Origin of the sequence: Kribbella sp. ALI-6-A, assembly GCF_001984195.1 — a bacterium.
Taxonomy (GTDB): domain Bacteria; phylum Actinomycetota; class Actinomycetes; order Propionibacteriales; family Kribbellaceae; genus Kribbella.
Map to the genome: position 1 here is coordinate 20,594 of NZ_MTQN01000002.1, position 18,603 is coordinate 39,196.

The following is an 18,603-nucleotide window of genomic DNA, read 5'->3' on the forward strand; positions in this document are numbered from 1 at the left end:
GACTCGACAACTCCGCGTGTCGGCAGATGTCGACCGTGCAGTTGGCTGCAGCGACAGCCGTTGAGCAGAGGAACTCGGTTCTTGGGCCGCGCAGGGCGCGGGCGCAGCCCGCGCGGCGTACGGTCGGCGCGGCGAGTTATCCACAGATTTCCGTGCCGCGGCCGGCGTCCCCACGAACCGTCGAATCCTGTTGGTGACGAAAGGGGAGCACCTTGAACAACACGATGATGCCGGGTGGCGAGGACCGGACCCGTACGGATGTCGTCGACCTGGTGACTCGCGCTGAGGCGAGCATCGAAGCGCTGGAGACGAGAGAGCCTAACGGCTCCTGGGCGATGACCGCCTTCAGCCGTTACCGCGTCTGCGAGCTCGTGGGCGTGACGCCGTACGCGCCGTACCTCGGGGAACTGGCTGACGACCCGGCCGCGCTCTTCGACGAGGCGGCCGGCCTGGTCGATCGGTTCGAAGTGTCGATCGAGGGGCTGAGCTGGCGGTTGGCGCTCGCGGACGCATTGCGGTCCGCGGCGAAGGACATCCGGATGGTCGCGGATGCGCGCGACGTATGAAGGCCTCCTGACCGTCGCACACCGCCGTGCGGTCGACTCCGCCGGCCGCGTCAGCACGGATCCGGACCAAGTCGCCGCTGGGTGGGCCGCTGTCCTGGCGGCAACTCGTCGCCAGATGGCTTGGCTCAAGTACGAGCTGGAGATCCCGGACGTTGGGCAACCTGCAGCTCATGGCGATCCGGCGTTGATGGCCGTGGCTCAACCGCTAGGTGCTGCTGCGGACCTGCTGGCGGTTCAGGATGCTGTCACGGCTTCGGTGCTCGACGACCGGGTGTCTCTCGTCGCGGCTCGTGCTGCGGTGGCAAACATCGCATCGATTTCGGCGCGCTCGGCCTTGAACGCGATGACGTCAGTCAGCAGGCGTCGTCGCACAGTCGAGCAGCGCTCGCTGGCAAGACATCTGCGATTCGCGAGAAGGGAACTGGAGCCGATCGTCGCACAGGAGAGCAACGGTCCGTTCCTGGGCGCTCTGGGAGGGTTGGCTGCGAGCATGCCGGCCGCGAGCACCGAGACCTACGAGCGAATCGCTCACGCGGCAGCGCACTGGCAGCGTCTGCACGAGGAGATCCCGGCCCAGAGCCTTCTGACACGAGACCTTCGATCGATCACCGCGCAGGTGCGCACTGCGGCGGGCCACGGTCGCTATCTCGTCAGGGCGGTCGGTGCGTCCGCACAACGCTTGGGATTCGGAGGCCCGGCGATCTTGCGACTGAGGAAGGCGAACACAGCTCTGCGTCGGACTGATGCCAGCGCGATTCGAACTACGGCCGCCTGGAATCGGCACGTCTCGGACTTGGGCGGCACCACCTCGCTGCCGGGAGAGTTCGCCTTCCGTGAGTTGCACGAGGCCGTACGGGGTACCGTCGCTCTACCGAGTGGCGCACTGCGGTCGACTGCGGAGCTGATTCCTGATCGCTGGACAGCAGATGCTGTTCTCGAGGCAGTTGACGAACTCGTCCACTCAGCACATCAAGTTGCGGTGATGCAGCAGCGGGCGGTGTTCGACCTCGTCACCGCGGGAAGGCTCTTCGTTTCCCGCAGCCAAGCCATCCGGGCCGATCCCGCTTACCAGCAGCTGACGGTCGCACCAATCGGGAGGCGCCAACGGAGCTGGGTGCGGGTGGAGCGGATCGACTTCGTGCCCGAGCTCACCGAATCTCTCGCTGCCGGTGTCGACCTCCTAGGCGAAGCCGCACTTGCGTGCCGTCAACTCGCCCACACGGACGTGCAACGCCGACCGACACGGCTCGAGTCCCCGACGAGGATCGCCGGCCCGGATCCAAAGCGGCGGCCTCGCAAAGCTGTTGCTCAGCGCCCCGATCAACCCGACCCGACTCCGGCCGTTGAGCTGCCATGAACGTTGCAGACTCAGGAACTTCGGAGCGCTCCACGTCGGCGGTGGATGCGCTGTACGAGATGCTCGTCGACGAGATCCGCAAGCTCCGGACGGCGGACGACTGGAAGCGATGGCTCAGGACGGCGTCGGCCTTCCACGAGTACAGCTTCCGGAACGCAGTACTGATCGCGGCGCAGAGGCCGGACGCAACGCTCGTCGGTGGTTGGAACACGTGGAAGCACCTGGGGCGTCGCGTGGTGAAGGGGCAGAAGGCGATTCGGATCTTCGCGCCGGTCTTCTCGAGGTCGAACAAGATCGTCACAGGTGAGAAGGAGGTCACCCGCCGCACCGACCACGAGTTGGCCGATGACTCGGAGACAGCGAAGGCGCGGCCTGGGCGTCAATTGGTCGGCTTTCGGGTCGCCCATGTCTGGGATGTGTCGCAGACGGCCGGCGAGCCGCTGCCGAAGCCGCCGGGCTCTGCGCGCCTGGCAGGTCCGGCGCCGGCGGGGCTGTGGGAGGGATTGGCGACAGTTGTCGAGGGTGAGGGGTTCCGGCTCTCGGTTGAGTCGACCGGGCGGTTGGGCAGGGACGGCTTCACCGACTTCGAGGCGCGCCGAATCGTTGTCTCGGATTCGCTGGGGGAGGCGAGCGCGGTCGCAACGCTGGCCCACGAGGTCGCGCACATGATGATGCACGACCCCGACGCTGTGGCTGCGTCAGGCAGTGTGATGTGCCGGGGGATGAGAGAGGTTGAGGCGGAGTCGGTCGCCTTTATCCTGCTGGCGCATCACGGTCTGGAGACCGACGGGGAGAGCTTCCCGTACGTCGCCGGCTGGGCTGCCTCGGTCGACAGCGCGGAACCCGAGCGGGTGGTGCCGAGGACGGGCGAGCGAGTTCTGCGGATGGCGCGCGAGTTGATCGACCTCACCTCACAGCGCGCGGACGCTAGGGGTCGAAGGACGCCGGCGAGGCATCTGAGCCTTGTGCCGGAAGTAGCCGCGCCGACGCCGGACGGTCCGGGGTTCTGAGGATGGGTGGGAGCGAGAGAGTCGCGGCGCTGAAGAGAGCACGGCAGCGTCAGGCGCGGATCGAGGCGGCGACGGGACGCGCGGTGCGGGCACGAACCGCGCTGGAGCGAGCGAATCGGTCACGGGAACTCGCGATCGAGCGCCACGACGAGAAGGTTGCGAACGCCGAAGCGACGTCAGTGCGGGAAGCAGCCGAGCTGTCGAAGGTATGCGGCTCAGCAGAGGCGGCAGCGGAAATCCTTGGCCTGTCGCTTCGGGACATGCGTCGGCTGCTGAAGTCGGACGGCGGGGAACCGACGTCCCACGCGAACGTAAAAGCGCCACGCCGTAGTGGTCGGCGTGACGCTACGACCGCTGGGAAGGGAGGTGAAGATGAGCGAGTCGAACCATGAACCGCTCTGGGACATCGAGCGCGTTGCGGCGTACCTGAAGATTCCGAAGTGGACGTTGTACGGGTGGCGGACCAGGGGTTATGGGCCGCCGGCGAGCCGGATGGGACGCCACCTTCGGTACGACCCGGCCGACGTCATCGCCTGGAACGAGAAGTTGAAGAGTCCGGAGGCTGAATCGGAGTGATCAACGGAGGACCCTCGCGAGGATCTCCGGCCAACCGCGCGAGGGTGCGTCGGCTGCGTTCCAGTCAGTGGTTCGGAGTACGGCGCGGATGGCGTTGGTGTCCTTGCTCGGCCGCCAACCGGTGAGGTGTGGCGGGACGAGCCATCGGTAGACGTCTACGTCTTCGCCCTCGGTCCCAGGTGCCGGAACCCAAGCGGACGGGCCGGCGGTGAGGTCGCCACCAACGGCAGCGGCTTCGGCGTACTGGAGTTCTCCCGGGGCAACAAAGAACCGCCATTCACGTGTCGCTCTGCAGATGGCCGTCGGGCACGCGGTGCCGAGCACCTGGTGGACGTGAGCGCCGTACGCGGCAGGCAGACGAAGGACGTTGTAGTGATGAGTGACCAGTGCTATGCCCCAGCCGTAGTCACGCCACAAAGGTTCAGCGTCACGAGCTCGGGTGATGAGGAGTGGCGGACGAAGCGTGAGGTGAGGTTCGATGCAATCGCGGATCGGACAGATGCACTGGCCGCCACGGCGTACAGCGAGTCGGGCCACAGGCCATTTGTTGGCGGCGAACCGCGCAGCTTGTCGGGGAACGTCATGCCGGGTCGCGAATTGGACGAGACTAAACACGCCGCGCCACCCCGAGGAGCAGGGAACTGGGGTGCGCGAGGTCGGGGAGCTCATCTGCCATCCGACTACTGGTCAAGGCTGTCTGCAGCGGGTCGTGCTCGGCCAAGCTCAGTGGAAGGTCGCTGTCACTGAAGTACGAGTCGACCAGGACAGCCAGCCAACCGCCTGGGCCGGTCAGTCCATGGATGCCGATCGTCGACACCACCTCTGACAACTCGCTCCGCAGTTGCGCGACCGTGTGGTACGTCGTGTTCGGCATCCGATCGTTGTCGTCGCTGTAGCCTGTGGCGAGGATGGCACGGACGATGTTCTGCCGCTGGTGCAGCGTGTTCGCGATCGCGGAACCGATGAGAGAGGCAGTCCGATTGATCGCGACCACCAGGAGCAGGCCGCCGGGACGGAGAACCCTGGCCGCCTCCTGAAGTGCGAGGATCCGGTGTTCCCGCACGCTCAGGTGGTACATCGGGCCCGCCATCAGGACGGCGTCGAAGCTCTTGGCTTTCCAAGGAAGCTCCCGGGCATCACCCAGAGTCGCCGAGATGCCGGCCTCCCGCGCCTCGTCGACGTGACGTTCGACTCGGTCGAGGAGTTCGACCTCGTACCCCTCCTGCGTCAGCCAAGTCGCGTGGACACCGGGACCGCCGCCGACGTCGGCGATCTTCGCCGGAGCGGACGGTAGGTACTGAGCCAGGAACTCACGCATGCGTTGGCGTTCGAACTGACCGCGGACGGTCGAGCTCAGCCGCTCGACCTCGTTGTGGAGGTTGGTGTAGTAGCGCTCCAGCTCGTCGAGCGTTCTGGTTGGTGTCACAGCTGTCCTTCATTGAGGCGGCCGTACGGGATGGCCGCAACGGGTGGGTTCCGGCCCGAGCGGCCGGCGTACGAAGTTGGAACGGCGGGCGAACGCGGGCAGGGATCACACGTTCGCCCGCCGGTCTGGCGGATCTCTCAGCCATGGGCGCGTTGGGGAGTACGGGGACCCAGCGGCTGAGAGACCCGGCTTGCGGTGGCGGGATCGGCGATCAGGCGGTGAGGAGGACACCTGACGGAGGGGCCACCGATCCCGCCAGCTCTTCGGGTTGTGGTTAGTCTTCGTCCATCCAGCGGCGGAAACGCGAGCACAGCCTCTCGAACCAGGCTTCCCACAGCTGGCCGCACCGGCGTCGCAGCCGGATCAAACGACGACTACCGAGGCGTCGGGCGAATCGGCACACAAGACACCCGACAGCTGGCGAACCGGCGACCCATCGACTCTGCATAGCGCTGGGCGGCCTCCGGAGCGGCGGTGTAGTCGGCGATCGGGTGATCTCCGAACCACACACGCACCCGCAGCTTCGTGTCCGTGTCGCCGGGCGGCCTGAGGTCGTTCACTGTTCACTCCCAACTCCGATCGCCGACCCTTCGTCGACGTAGCCCAAGACTGCTCGTGGCGGTGAGGACGTCGATACTCTGAGTTGGGACGTCTTGGGACGTTTTGTGTTAGCCTCGATTGGGACGTTTAGGGACCTCCTGGGCGTCTCCGAATCGGGGAGATCGGGTTGAACGAGGCACTGCGGCGAGCGATGTATGCGGCCGGGCTCAGCGAGGAAGACATTGCAGCGCGACTCGGCGTGGACCCGAAGACAGTTGGGCGTTGGGTGGACGGCAGGTTGCCGTTTCCGCGCCACCGCGGGCCTTTGGCGCGGCTACTCAGTCTGGAAGAACCGGAGCTGTGGCCAGAACTTCTGACGCTGCGGGGCGCGGGCAAGACCTCGGCCGAGGTCGTGGCCGTCTATCCGCAGCGGAACCTGGTCACGAGGGAGGCTTGGATCGGTCTCTTCCAGTCCGCGGAGCACCAGATCGACATCCTCGCGTACGCCGCGTTGTTCCTGGCGGAGGACAAGCGCCTCGTCGGCCTCCTGACGTCGAAGGCGAATGCCGGCGTCTCTGTCAACCTTGCCTTAGGCAACCCGAAGTCACCGGAGGTCGCCCAGCGAGGATCAGCGGAGAAGATTGGTGGAGCGCTACCGGCCAAGATCCGAAACGCGCTCGTGCAATTCGGACCTCTGCTCGAACGGCCCGGCGTGACGCTTCGGTTGCACGACACCGTGCTGTACAACTCGATGTACCGGGTCGACGACCAATTGCTGGTCAACCAGCACGTGTTCGGCCTGCCGGCCGCACAGGCTCCGGTCTATCACCTGCGCCGACTCGAGGGCGGCGAGATGTTCGATCTCTACCTGGAGAGCTTCGCCGAGGTCTGGAAGGCTGCGCATCCGGTGGATGGCGTGCCCGACTAGTTCGGTGGCTGCATGCCCAGCCAGTGAGGGTCTCGGGCGGGGCGCACCAGTTCAGGCCGGGCTAGGCTCGACGTCGAGCGGCCGGTCCTTGGTCTCCTTCAACAGCAGCAGGCAGCAGGCGCTCACCAGCGCATTGGCCGTGAGGAAGTAGCCGATGCCTTCGCGGCCCCAGCGTGCGATGAGGTCGTCACCAATGACCAGCGGCAGCGCACCGCCGAGCACGCCGGCGAGGTTGTAGGCCAGGCCGGCGCCGGTGTAGCGGTAGCGCGCCTGGAACTGCTCTGGCAGGTAGGCCGCCATCGGGCCGTAGCTGACGCCGAGGACGATCAACAGCAGGCACAGCGCGAGGACGTAGAGACCGAAGGACCCGGGCTCCATGGTGGCGAACGCGATGGGGCCCGCCGCGAGTGCGACGACCATGCCCGCCATGAGGACCCGCTTGCGGCCGATGACATCGGAGAGGATCGCCGAGCCGATGACGGCGACCGACATGACCACGCCCGCGACGATGAGGGCGACCAGGATTTGGTTGAAGGTCAGGCCGAGGACCTGGATACCGAAGCCGGGGAGGAACGCCACGCCGGTGTAGAAGGCGGCGAAGACCGTCGACATGATGCCCGCGCCGAGCAGGACCTGGACCCACTGCTCCTTGATGCAGTCACCGAACGGCAGCCGCACCTCGGCGCGCTGTGCCTTGACCTTGGCGAAGGACGGGGTCTCGGCGACCTTGAGCCGCACCCACAGGCCGACGCCCACCAGCACCAGGCTCACCAGGAACGGCAGCCGCCAGGCCCAGTCGGTGAAAGACTCCGCGCCCAGGGTGTTGAGGAAGAGCAGCATCACGCTGGCGGCCAGGATCAGTCCCACGCTCGGACCGAGCTGGGGGAACATGGCGTAGGCGCCGCGCTTCCTGTCTCCGGCGTACTCGGTCGTGAGCAGCGCCGCCCCGGCCCATTCGCCGCCGAGCGCGAAGCCCTGGAGGGCGCGCAGGAGGACCAGCAGCACGACCGCCGTGACCCCGATAGAGGTGGCGCTCGGCAGGAGGCCGATGGCGAACGTCGAGAGGCCCATGATCAGCAGCGTGGTGACCAGCGTGGCCTTGCGGCCGATCCGGTCGCCGAAGTGGCCGAAGACGATCGCTCCGAGTGGACGGAAAACGAAGGCGACGCCGAAGGTGGCGATCGACGCCCAGGTGCCCTCGGCCCCGCCGTAGTCGGGGAAGAAGATCGCGTTGAAGACCAACCCCGCGGCGAGGCCGTAGATGAGAAAGTCGTAGAACTCGATGGTGGTGCCGGCCAGTGAGGCACCGGCGACGCGCGCCATCGAGCGGGGGCCGGTCGGGGCTCCGGTGGTGGTGCGGGGGTGGCTCATGTCGGGCTCCAGTCTGTCGAACGTGGCGCCAGTGTGAGGGCCGTCACGGCGCGGCCGCCGCCCCCGAAAGAGGGTGTCACCAGATTCAGCGTGGCCGGACCGTGAGCGCCTGTGCGAGGCGGCCGACGGGGCCGCGCTCGTCGTGGACCACGCTTTCGGTGAGGCCGAGGCCGCCCTCGCCGAAGTGCTCGGTGGTGTCGAGGCCGACCCAGCCGCCGACCGGCAGGCGGTGCAGGTGGAGGGTGACGTCGACGTTGGGGAAGTGCCACTTCCGTGGAGACTCGCGCACGGCGATTCCGTTCGCGGTGTCGAGCAGGCCGACCCAGTGCGCCAGGTCGCTGACCGGCTCGTCCTCGAGCAACGCGACGGTGCTGCGCACCCAGGCGAAGGCCCGGCCGGGCTCCGCGGTGACGCCCCGGCGAACTTCCACACCCGCGATGAAGCGGCCGGGGATGTCCACGCTCAGGCGTCCGAGTACCAAGCCGTCGTCGGCGCAGCGGCGCTCGATCTCGTGCACGACCAGGCCCGCCATTGGAGCGATGTGCTGCTCGGCCTCTGACCACGCCCCGAGGTGTGGGCGGTCGTGGCGCCGCTGCGTACGAAGTACGCCGCCGGGACGGGGTCGTGCACCCGGCCGATTCTTCCGAGAGTGCAGGTGGGGACCACCCACCAAAGGGGGTATTGGCCCGGGAGCGGGCCCTGCACACTGCGCTAGTGTGACGACGATCACGAGGAGGCGCCCGATGGTCTACCTGATGCCCGAGCAGCGCAGCGAGGTCGCGGTGACGAAGGTCCTCACTTCGGTGCGTGGCCGGGCGGGTGTCGATGCCGCGTTCGCTGCGCGCGTCGAGCCCGGCGCCCGGGCGATGCGCATCTTGTACGTGCGCGGCGGGCTCACCAAGTCGCTCTCCGGCCTGACCATCGCCAGCGGTGCCGGTCTCGGCGGCAAGTCGCTGGTCTTGGGCCGGCCGGTCCGCGTCGACAACTACCTCGCCGCCCGGGGTATCACCCACAACTACGACCACGCGGTGGAGAAGGAGCAGCTCCGCACGGTGGCCGCGATGCCGGTCCGGGGCGACGGTGCGCCGCGCTACGTCATCTATGTCGGGACCCGAGGCGACAAGGCGCTCGGCGACCGCTGGCTCGACGCGATGGCGCCGGTAGTGCGCGAGCTCGAGCAGGAGATCGCCGTGGCCGATGAGGTCGAGCGGCGGCTGAGCGCGTTGGCCGCCGACGTCCACGCGCGCCGCGACCCGGCGGTCCTGACTGCAGGGGAGATGCAGGAGATCGCCGGTGAGCTGGCCGAGCTCGCCGGTGCGGTCCACGACGCTTCCCTGCGCCAGCGCCTTGAGGCCCTGCACGACCGGCTCGCTCCCGGCCACGCCCAGCAGCCGTGGCGGGAGCGGCCTGACCTCGGCCTCACGCCGCGTGAGGTGGCGGTGCTCGAGAAGGTCGCGCTCGGCGGCACCAACGCCGTTGTCGCCGAGGGGCTGGGCCTGCTGCCCAACACCGTGAAGTCCTACCTGAAGTCCGCGATGCGCAAGCTCGGCGCGAGCAACCGGGTGCAAGCCATCGTCGAGGCTCGCAACCTCGGCATCCTGCCCTGAGGGGTCCTCATCAACTCCACGCCGCACAGCGCCAGGCTGGGTCTCGAGGACATGGCCGCGATGCTGCAGCGGATGGCGCTGGCAGCGCTTCATGCCGCCCGCCCCTGACCCGATCCACACCGGGGTTCACAGCCCCAGGAGTTCGGTGCTCTTCTCGCGCATCTCGACCTTGCGGATCTTCCGCGTGACGGTCATGGGGAACTCGTCGACCACCATGACGTAGCGCGGGATCTTGTAGTGGGCGAGCTTGCCGGTCGCGAACTTGTGCACCTTCTCGGCATCGAGCGGATCGGCCCCGGGGCGCACCCGGATCCAGGCGCACAGCTCCTCGCCGTACTTCTCGTCGGCCACGCCGACCACCTGGACGTCCTCGACGTCGGGGTGCGTGTAGAGGAACTCCTCGATCTCCCGCGGGTAGATGTTCTCCCCGCCCCGGATCACCATGTCCTTGATCCGGCCGACGATGTTGCAGTAGCCGTCCTCGCGCATGACGGCGAGGTCACCGGTGTGCATCCAGCCGTCGTCGTCGATCGCCTCGCGGGTCTTCTCCTCGTCGCCCCAGTAGCCGAGCATGACCGAGTAGCCGCGGGTGCAGAACTCGCCTGGCTCGCCACGCGGGACGGTCTCACCGGTGGCGGGATCGATCACCTTGATCTCCACGTGCGGATGCACCGTGCCGATCGTCGACGTCCGCCGCTCGAGGTCGTCGTCGCTGCGGGTCTGACAGCTCACCGGGCTGGTCTCGGTCATGCCGTAGGCGATGGAGACCTGCACCATGTGCATGTCGTGCACGCACCGCTTCATGACCTCGACCGGACACACCGCGCCCGCCATGATCCCGGTGCGCAGCGTGCTGAGGTCGAAGCTGGCGAAGTCGGGGTGGTTCTGCATCGCGATGAACATCGTCGGCACGCCGTACAGCGCGGTGCAGCGCTCGTCTTGGACCGTCTGCAGCGTGACGGCAGGGTCGAAGCCCGGTCCCGGGATCACCATCGTGGCGCCGTGGGTGACGCAGCCGAGGTTGGCCATCACCATGCCGAAGCAGTGGTAAAAGGGCACCGGGATGCAGAGCCGGTCCTCGTGGGTGAAGTGGATCGTCTCGGTCGTGAAGTAGCCGTTGTTGAGGATGTTGCGGTGGCTCAGGGTGGCGCCCTTGGGGAAGCCGGTAGTCCCGCTGGTGTACTGGATGTTGATGGGGTCGTCGGGTGACGGGTCGTCGTCGACGTGGTCGGCGAGCCGCTCGCCACGACCACTGGCGACCAGCTCGTCCCAGGCAGGAGTGCCCAGGAAGATGGCCCGCTCGTTCGCGCCGATCTCGTCGACCATACTGCGGTAGTCGCTGGTCTTGAAGGACTCGGCCGACAGCAGCAGCGTCACGCTGGACTTGTCGAGGGCGTACCTGAGCTCGTGGGTGCGATAGGCCGGGTTGATGTTCACAAGCACCGCGCCGATCTTGGCGGTGGCGAACTGGGTCATCGTCCACTCGGCGCAGTTGGGCGCCCAGATGGCCACCCGATCACCCTTGCCGATGCCCGCCTTGCGCAGGCCGATCGCCAGCGCGTTCACCTCGGCGTTCAGTTCGGCGTAGGTCCAGCGACGGCCCGTGGCCACCTCGACCAGGGCCTCGCGGTCGCCGTAGGTGGCGACAGTGCGGTCGAAGTTGGCGCCGATCGTCTCCTCGAGGAGGGGGCCGTTGCGGTCTCCCCGGGCATAGGACTCCATGGCAGCTCCCTTTTGTGCTCGCTGCGAAGATCCTGCTCCGAAGGTGGTCGTCGCAACACCCCTCGAAAGTGGGTACGCCGGCGGGGCGCTGCGAGTGCGGCGGATCATTCGAGCACGGGCTCCGCGAAGCGGCTCGCAGCCGCCAACTGGCGCACCACCGTGGGGGACTGACGCCCGCACCGGGGCTTCGCAACCCGTCACGGTCAGACGCATCCGGGCCGCGGCGGCGTGCACGTCGGCGACGCTCGGGCGCCGGGCGACCTGCGCGGTGGGGCGCTTCTCCTCGGGACTGGCGCCGCTCGTGTGAGGCGGGTGGCTGCGCTCGCGCCGCGCAATCTCAGCTCCGGAGGGCAGAGGCAGTCCCGCTGCGTCCCCCGGCCAGGGGCCGGAAACCCTCCATCTCCGTCGTCACGACGGTGGCCTGGTGCGTAGTCGTCGGTGTCGGCCTCGCTCAGTTGGGTGCATCGAACGGGCGCTGGCCACGGATGGTCCGGCCACGTTGCGGCGCGTGCTCGCCGGCGCGGTTGTCACATGGCGAGGTATCGGCAGCCCCGGCGGCGCACCGGATCGTGTTACTTGTTGATCGCGGTGGAGACATTTCGGAACGCAGCTCCGCCTTGGGCCGGTTGGTCTTGGCTTACCGCGGACGAGACGCCGTGCTTGCGCTACGCGGACAGCAGTTGGCGGACGAACTGCACAGTAGTCAACGGCGGTCGAAAAACTCACCCCTTTCCGTCGCGCGGATTCCACGCTGGATTCGAGCTGGGATCGCAACACCAAAGGTCAGGTGCAGGCTAGGGACGTTCCGCGTCCGGGACGTCCTGCGGACGTCCGTACGAGGCCTTCTCCGTCACCGATGGCGAGTCGTAGGGTCGCGGTCATGAGCAGAACGACATGGGCCAGGGGGGTCGCCGAAGGTCTCCTGGCCGAAGCGTTGCCGCGGCGTTGGGCGCACGTTCAGGGAGTAGCTAGGTGCGCCCGAACCCTCAACTCGATGCTGGGCGAAGATGCTGAGCTGATCGAGATCGCAGCCTGGCTTCATGACGTCGGCTACTCGCCCTCACTGGTGCGTACGGGGTTCCATCCGTTGGATGGGGCCAGATATCTCCGCGATGAGGTGGGCGTCGACGAAGTCGTCTGCCAACTGGTCGCCCACCACACTGCTGCGGCCGTTGAGGCTGAGGAGCGAGGCCTCGCACCGGAGTTGGAGGAGTTCGCGCGGCCGGCACCGCGGCTCCTGAATGCCTTGATCTACTGCGACCTGACTGCTGGGGTCGATGGTTCGACGGTTGACGTCGATGAGCGCCTTGCAGAAATCCTGACGCGATATCCGCCGGAGCACGTCGTACACCGGTCGATCACACGGTCGGCGCCGATACTGCGTGACGCCGCCCGGACCGTCAGTCGAAGCTTGGCTGGCTGGTCAGGTGAGGTACGGGGTGTCTGATCTCCGCAGGTACTGCTCGATGCGCATCTGCATGGAGCGATCCATCTGCAGGCTGTCCAGTTGCGAGGTGGCGACCCACTCGACCTTCGTGCTTTCGTCGCTCGGGGTCGGCGTACCGCTGAGAGCGCGACCCTTCAACAAGATCGAGAACTCCTGACGGGCTTCGCCGTTGCTGGTGTACAGGATGATGTGCTTCGGGTCCGTGTAGATGCCGATCAGCCCGGTGATTTCGCACTCGATCCCGGTCTCCTCCCGGGTTTCCCGGATGGCAGCCTGAGTCATCGACTCACCCAGGTCGATCGCGCCGCCGGGAACAGCCCAGTTCCCGTTGTCGGACCGCTGGATCACGAGGACCTCGCCGGCCTCGTTCTCGATCACCACGTTCACCGAAGGCACCATGCTGTTCGCCTGAGGCGCGGCCGGGTCGTCGTAGTAGTCGATTCTGCGGGCCATCAATCCTCCGGTAGTGGAGCAGCGGTTTCCCAGACGGTCTCGAAACTGTCGAGGTAAATCCCGGCGATCTCCCCACCGGCAACTTTGCGGAGGTGCCACACGGGGGCAGCCGGCGCGGGAAATCCGAAGACGTGGGTGTTGACCAGGACCGTCTCGTCGGAGCGGTAGATCGAGTTGTAGAGCACGGTGCGGTGGGCCCGGAACTCGACTCCGGCGGTCTTGCGCAGCGGGCCGTAGAGCACGAGCGCATTGCGGATCTTTGCGGCCATCGCGTCACCGACGCCTTCTTGTTCGCCGCGGTCGCCGATGTTCCTGTCGTCGGGGTCCCCGACCAGGAAACGGACGCGCACGCCGTTCGCCGCCTTCTTGCGGAGAATGCTGAGCAGTCCGCGGTCTTCGGCCAGGAACAGTCCGGCATACACGAGTACGCCGATCTCTTCCTTGGCGCTTTCGAACAGTCGTTGCCAGACGTCCCTGGGCACCTCGGTGCGGTGGGGATACACGGCAAGGATCTCGCTGGCGGAGGCAATCGTCACCTGCTCGCGCGAGAGCGCGTCCGGCCACAAGTAGCCCTCGTCGACGCCCAGTCGCGTGGCGACCTGGTAGCGGTGCCGGCGGTGCGGAGTCCGGCCCTTGACCCAGCGCTCAACCGTCTTGGTGTCGACGCTGACCTCGGACGCGAGCTCGTGCGGCGTGATGCCGTTCTCCAGGAGCGCGGTCCGGAGTCGTTCGTTGGCCATGTACCTAACCTAAGACATTTTGGGACGTCTTTAGCCTAGGCAAGACGTCCCGGAAGCGTCCAACCGGGTCGTAGTGGCGTCCTCACAGTCTGTAGCAGGCTGTCGTCATGAACCGACCAGCCTCCGGCGACAATCAGAGATCATGGGCTGCTCGCGCGTCATGACCAGGGAAGAGCGCCAGCCCAACCTCCTGCTGAAGCAGGCGCGCGGCGCGCTCTCCCAGGCCCGGCTGGCCGAACTCGTCAACGAGGAGATCCTGCGCGCCACTGGCTCTATGGGCGCAATAACTGCCAAGGCAATCTCTGATTGGGAGCGCGGCTGGTACACATGGCCCGGGAAGCACGCCCGGGCCGCTCTGTGCCGAGTGCTCGGTGCGCCTGATGCCGCGGCGTTGGGGTTCCAGAATCGTCGTGTCGCTGCCTCCGAACCTGCGCCGGTTCGTGTCGCGTCGCCGGACACCACTGCGTTGATCGACCTCGCCGGTCTGAACGGCAAGGGCTCGCTTGGTCAGGGAGAGGTCGGTCGACTCGAGGTGCCCGGCGGCCGCCTGTTCTCGGGCCTCGACCTGGAGGCGTTCTACTGGCCGGCCGAACCGACTGGGCAGGATCGGCTCGCCGTGCGGTCGCTCGATGACGAGGCGACGATCCGGCCGGACAGGCGGTCGGCGGTGATCGCAGTGACCGACGCTGCGGGGGAGGAGTGGTACCACGTCGCCGACGGGCGCCAGCTCGTGCGGAAGCCACCCGGCCCGGACCACACTCGGGACGTCCCCTCGGCGTACGTCTTGGACGACCTCACCGTCGCGATCCTCTGGATGATCACGAACACCGACGCGGCACTGCTCGCCGACGACTACTCGCTCGACCACTACCGCACCAAGCTGAGCCCGTACGGCGAGCTGCTGTCGTCCAGCCTCACCTTCGGCGCGGTTCCGGATCTCCATGAGCTGTCGGCCCGCTGGTTGGGTTCTCGATTCTGTGCCGACCACATCGTGCGCAACCTCGGCAGACTCACTTCGACGCCGCTGTTCTGGAGCCGTGAGCAACGAGGTGAGGAAGCGTCGTCCTGGTTGATCTGGACGCACAAGATCGAGTACCTGCGGGCAACCACCAAGATGTTGAAGCGCCATCGACGAGCGTTCTGCATCCCTGAGCACGAGGTGAAGAACTCGCCGCGGTACGAGCGGATCGTCCTGCTGCTCGCCGTCGCCTTAATGGAGGCGTTCCAGATCACCGTCGACGTCACCACCGATCCCGACCATGGCCAGGTCGAAGGCTTCGTCCTGGGCGGCGAGGCCATCGTCGCGAACTGGCTGCGCGCGCCCGGACTCTGGTACGTCGACGCCAGTGCCCCACCGTCACGCCGGATGGTCTACCGCGACATCGCGGAGGCCGCCTCTACCCGCTCGATCATCGAGCAGCCAACGCCAGCACGCCGCTTGGAGGCACTCGCTGGCTACCTGAACATCCCTTGGCGCTGGTTCGGCAAGCGCTGTACCGAGCTATCGGCGGTCGGCGCCGGCGGTATCGCCCAGCCTCGCAGCAGGTTGCTGTCCACCGTCGGTCTCGACCTCGCCCTCAGCTACATCGCCAGCCTTGATCGAAACCAAGGAGCCTGACTTGCACGCCGCCGAACTGACCAGGGGCCGTACGTTCGCGGTCCGCTTCGACCACGGCGAGGACTTCTTCTCGTCGCTCGCAGGTTTCTGTCGTCAGCACGACGTACGCCAGGGTTTCGTTCCGATGTTCATCGCGGGTCTTCGTGAAGTCGAGTTGGTAGCAACCTGCGAGAAGGTGACGGACCGGGAGGCGCCGGTCTGGTCTTCCGTACACCTGGAGAGCGTCGAGGCTCTGGGAGGCGGAACGTTGGCGTATGACCGTGAGACACACCAGGTGCTGCCCCACATCCACGTCGCGGTCGGTCTCAAGCACCAGTCTGCCTCCGCGCACACCAGTCACCTGTTGGGAGCCAAAGTCCAATTTCTCACCGAGATGCACCTAGTCGAGATTGCCGGTCCGCCGATGTCCAGGGTGCGACTGGCGGATCTATATGACGTTCCGCAGTTGAGCTTCTGAGCCACGCGACCCCGTAGATGGAGGTAATCGGCTGGTGCACGGGCCCCGTGAGTAGGTCGCTCGGTGGCGACCTCGTCTGACCCATCGATGACAGGAAGGTACAACAGCCTGTCACTACGGAGTACTTGATCGAGCTGACCGGGTTCGCTTGTACGTCGCGCGGTCGGACGTGTGCTGCGACCGCTGCCGGCCGGAGGTTCCTGTCGCCGCGACTCGATCGAGCTTCGACCTGGTTCTTGTGCGATTTGACGCGGCGAGCTGCGAGGTGTCGGACCGGCCGATACCGGCGTGTGATGCGATCCGGCGCCGACGAAGCAGCCGCCGTAGCGACCGTCCTTCCCACCGCCTGGGCGGTGGGAAGGACGATCGACCGCGTGGGAGGTGTGGCTGGTTCAGCTGGCGTCGGGCGCCACGATCGTCGGGAACGCCTGGTCGAACGCGGTCAGGACCTCGCGGCTGGGCAGGATGTGACCCTGGTTGGGCGCGCTCTGGGCCAGCTGGTGACCCCAGTTCGAGGCTTTCACCCGCTGGTTCGGGGTGCCGTGGTGGCCGTCGGCCGTGAACGAGCAGTCACCCACGTTGAAGAAGATCTGCTCGAAGGCTTCCACCCGCTTGCGCTGCATGGCCAGGCCGCGGGCGTGGGTCAGCGAGTAGCCGGCCAACGCGTCGGCCTGCAGTTCGGAGTGCCGGGTGGTTTCCGCGTCCGAGTCCTCGGTGATCACGCCGTGCTCGAACTGCACGTGGTGGCCGAACTCGTGCGCCATGATCGCTTCCGGAGCGACGTCGCCGTACCCGATGGCGTGGTAGGCCTCGAGGATGCCGTCGCCCATCACCAGCTTGTCCGGGATGCCCTGCAGGGCCGGCGGGTCGCTCGGCAGGATCTCGGAGGCGTAGGCGTTGAAGGAGAACAGCGGGTGGTGGCCGTACTGCCACTTCTCCTGGCTGAACAGCTGGACGATCAGGTCCGCGAGCGGAGCCGCCGCCTCGGGGGTGGGGAGGCCGAGGGCCCCGACGAGCGTCCGGGTCACCTTCGCCTTGTCGACGACCGTGTTGCTGTGCATCGCCAGCAGTTGGATGTCGTCGGACCGGGTGTCCCAGAACCTCCGCAGATCCCGGAAGGTGTGGGTGACCGGGGTCTTGAACTCGTCGTTGCGCCCGAAGACCTGCGGGGTGTCCTCGGTCTCGAAGAGCAGGGTGTCGTACGTCGGGATCTTCAACCCGAAGAACACGAGGATGAAGGCCTCGGTCGAGTCCATCTGCGGGAGGTGGGCCTGAACCCACGCGTCCTTGGGGGTCGGGCCGCACTGGTAGTCCGCGGGGTTGATGAGGCGCTCGACAAGCGCAGCGGTGGGTGCGGACTCCGGGAGGCCGAGTTGCCGGTCGAGCTCGGCCAGCCGCGCCTCGAAGTCTGCCGGCAGACCGTCGAGGATGCGCTGGGCGATCGCCTCGGCCTGCTCAGGGCTGAGATCACCGACGGAGACCTGTGTCGTGGAGTTGGTCGGGGTACTGATCTGGGCCTGGGCCGGACTTGCCGCCAGGGTGCAGCCCAGGGCGAACGCGGCCAGGACCGCCGGCCACTTGACTAACCTCTTCATACGCCATCCTTCCATGGGGGACTCGCCCAATGTCAGCCGGTCCCACGGCACGAGGCCAGATGTGGCGGATGGCAAGATCCGGCATGGCAGGATCCTGACGGCTAGATGAGCGGACCCGCATCCTGCTCGAGTGGTGGGCGGCGTTCACGGTGCTGGTCCACCGAATCTTCCCCGTCAGACGTGACGCGGCCGATCCGCTCGCTACGCTCGGCTACCGAAGCGTCACGCTCGCCGACCCGCGGCTGTCAGCATCGACATCACGGCATTCGGGCCGACGGGCCCCACCTGGGACACCGAGCATCGCCGACTCGGCTGCGCAACACGGCGAGCGGGATGCAACAGCGACAGGTGTGCTCGCGACCGCGGTCGCGAGCACAGTCGTAGCGGCTGCGCTGTCATACTGCTGAGCAGGCTCCGCGGCTTGAGTAGGAATCTGACTGGTGTCCTCGTACCTTGGAGTCCTCAGCGGGCAGCGGGCCGGTCAATTTGGACCACGACACTGCTTCCGATGCGAGGTTGCCCGTGATGCTCCGCCGGCTGAGGATCGAACACTTCCGCGGGATCGAATCAGCGGAATGGTCCATCAATCGGCGGCTGGTGGCGCTGGTCGGCGCTGGTGACAGCACCAAGACGACGCTCCTTGATGCCATCGGACTGGTGCTCAACCCGAACTACAACCCGCAGTTCACGGATGCCGACTTCTACGGCCTCGACCTCACCAGGAACGTCGTCATCGAAGCGACCGTTGCAGATTTGCCGGACAACCTCGTCAAGGAGAGCCAGCTCGGCAAGGATCGCTCCGGAATCATGCCGGACGGGACGCTAGTGCACGACCCTATTGATGAAGCCGAGGAGTGCCTCGTCATCCGGCTCACCGTGACGCCTGAGCTCGACCCAACTTGGGAGGTCGTGCGACCCGATTCCGACGATGCCCGACCGATCACCGGAACCCAGCGGCGGCAGCTAGGCTACTTCCGTCTAGGGGAGCGGCCCGACTTGCACCTACGCTGGGCTCGCGGATCTGCGCTGTCAGGGCTGACCGACGGCAGCGACGGCGCATCTTCCGTGATTCTCGGCGCGCACCGCGAAGCCCGGTCTGCGGTGTTCGACGCGGACACTAACCCCCTGCACGCCGCTGCCGCGGCCGCCCAGAAATCGGCGGGCTATTTCGGCGCGGCTGCATTCGTCGA

Annotated in this window: 17 protein-coding genes; 10 read left to right on the top strand and 7 right to left on the bottom strand. The window is 66.9% G+C overall.

The genetic code is table 11. The features are described 5' to 3' along the window. Nucleotides 1–212 precede the first annotated feature (212 nt). From BWI15_RS00170 to BWI15_RS00185, 4 genes are all read left to right on the top strand, one after another. A complete protein-coding gene (locus tag BWI15_RS00170) occupies nt 213–566 on the top strand; it encodes a hypothetical protein (RefSeq protein WP_077012183.1) in 354 nt (117 codons plus the stop codon). Further along, complete coding sequence (locus tag BWI15_RS00175; protein WP_077012184.1) at nt 550–1,923, top strand: hypothetical protein; 1,374 nt, start codon at nt 550–552, stop codon at nt 1,921–1,923. The genes BWI15_RS00170 and BWI15_RS00175 overlap by 17 nt, the downstream gene beginning before the upstream one ends. Beyond that, nucleotides 1,920–2,933 (top strand): ArdC-like ssDNA-binding domain-containing protein, encoded by a 1,014-nt coding sequence (locus BWI15_RS00180; RefSeq protein WP_143465339.1) that lies wholly within the window; start codon nt 1,920–1,922, stop codon nt 2,931–2,933. The genes BWI15_RS00175 and BWI15_RS00180 overlap by 4 nt, the downstream gene beginning before the upstream one ends. Before the next feature lie 372 nt (nt 2,934–3,305). Next, nucleotides 3,306–3,509, top strand: coding sequence for a helix-turn-helix transcriptional regulator (locus BWI15_RS00185; protein WP_077012186.1), 204 nt, complete (start codon nt 3,306–3,308; stop codon nt 3,507–3,509). A 607-nt stretch (nt 3,510–4,116) separates the two neighbouring features. Here BWI15_RS00185 and BWI15_RS00190 read toward each other — a convergent pair. Next, nucleotides 4,117–4,935, bottom strand: a complete 819-nt coding sequence (locus BWI15_RS00190; protein ID WP_077012187.1) for a class I SAM-dependent methyltransferase — start codon at nt 4,933–4,935, stop codon at nt 4,117–4,119. A gap of 727 nt (nt 4,936–5,662) precedes the next feature. On the opposite strand from BWI15_RS00190, the gene BWI15_RS00200 reads away from it, so the two are divergent. Further along, on the top strand, nt 5,663–6,403 hold the full coding sequence (locus BWI15_RS00200) for a helix-turn-helix domain-containing protein (RefSeq protein ID WP_083750478.1): 741 nt from the start codon (nt 5,663–5,665) through the stop codon (nt 6,401–6,403). A gap of 51 nt (nt 6,404–6,454) precedes the next feature. Here the strand turns inward: BWI15_RS00200 and BWI15_RS00205 are convergent, their stop codons facing one another. Together BWI15_RS00205 and BWI15_RS00210 are read right to left on the bottom strand one after the other, a co-directional pair. Further along, nucleotides 6,455–7,774 carry an MFS transporter gene (locus BWI15_RS00205; protein WP_077012190.1) on the bottom strand — a complete coding sequence of 440 codons (1,320 nt, stop codon included), beginning with the start codon at nt 7,772–7,774 and terminating at the stop codon, nt 6,455–6,457. Nucleotides 7,775–7,859: 85 nt separating this feature from the next. Then, nucleotides 7,860–8,306, bottom strand: a complete 447-nt coding sequence (locus BWI15_RS00210) for an acyl-CoA thioesterase domain-containing protein (protein ID WP_077012191.1) — start codon at nt 8,304–8,306, stop codon at nt 7,860–7,862. Between the two features lie 211 nt (nt 8,307–8,517). Here BWI15_RS00210 and BWI15_RS00215 point away from each other — a divergent pair, with 211 nt between their 5' ends. Further along, nucleotides 8,518–9,381, top strand: coding sequence for a helix-turn-helix transcriptional regulator (locus BWI15_RS00215; protein WP_143465340.1), 864 nt, complete (start codon nt 8,518–8,520; stop codon nt 9,379–9,381). Between the two features lie 126 nt (nt 9,382–9,507). On the opposite strand, the gene BWI15_RS00220 is transcribed toward BWI15_RS00215, so the two are convergent. Beyond that, nucleotides 9,508–11,103 (bottom strand): AMP-binding protein, encoded by a 1,596-nt coding sequence (locus BWI15_RS00220; protein WP_077012192.1) that lies wholly within the window; start codon nt 11,101–11,103, stop codon nt 9,508–9,510. Between the two features lie 880 nt (nt 11,104–11,983). Here BWI15_RS00220 and BWI15_RS00225 point away from each other — a divergent pair. Then, nucleotides 11,984–12,550 carry an HD domain-containing protein gene (locus BWI15_RS00225; protein ID WP_077012200.1) on the top strand — a complete coding sequence of 189 codons (567 nt, stop codon included), beginning with the start codon at nt 11,984–11,986 and terminating at the stop codon, nt 12,548–12,550. Here BWI15_RS00225 and BWI15_RS00230 read toward each other — a convergent pair. Beyond that, entirely contained in the window at nt 12,527–13,003 is a 477-nt protein-coding gene (locus BWI15_RS00230) for an NUDIX hydrolase (protein WP_077012193.1), read from the bottom strand. The genes BWI15_RS00225 and BWI15_RS00230 overlap by 24 nt on opposite strands. Then, entirely contained in the window at nt 13,003–13,743 is a 741-nt protein-coding gene (locus BWI15_RS00235) for an XRE family transcriptional regulator (RefSeq protein WP_077012194.1), read from the bottom strand. The genes BWI15_RS00230 and BWI15_RS00235 overlap by 1 nt, the downstream gene beginning before the upstream one ends. 160 nt (nt 13,744–13,903) lie before the next feature. Between BWI15_RS00235 and BWI15_RS00240 the strand changes: the two genes are divergently transcribed. Both BWI15_RS00240 and BWI15_RS00245 read left to right on the top strand, forming a co-directional pair. Beyond that, entirely contained in the window at nt 13,904–15,361 is a 1,458-nt protein-coding gene (locus tag BWI15_RS00240; protein ID WP_143465341.1) for a hypothetical protein, read from the top strand. Then, nucleotides 15,339–15,818: a PPC domain-containing DNA-binding protein gene (locus tag BWI15_RS00245; RefSeq protein WP_237771065.1), complete on the top strand. Its 480-nt coding sequence runs from the start codon at nt 15,339–15,341 to the stop codon at nt 15,816–15,818. Before BWI15_RS00240 ends, BWI15_RS00245 begins: the two co-directional genes overlap by 23 nt. A 392-nt stretch (nt 15,819–16,210) precedes the next feature. Here BWI15_RS00245 and BWI15_RS00250 read toward each other — a convergent pair whose 3' ends face one another. Beyond that, nucleotides 16,211–17,413 (bottom strand): hypothetical protein, encoded by a 1,203-nt coding sequence (locus tag BWI15_RS00250; RefSeq protein WP_077012197.1) that lies wholly within the window; start codon nt 17,411–17,413, stop codon nt 16,211–16,213. 525 nt (nt 17,414–17,938) lie between these two features. Here BWI15_RS00250 and BWI15_RS00255 point away from each other — a divergent pair. Then, on the top strand, nt 17,939–18,603 hold a 665-nt coding region (locus tag BWI15_RS00255), incomplete at its 3' end, for an ATP-dependent nuclease (RefSeq protein WP_202817531.1).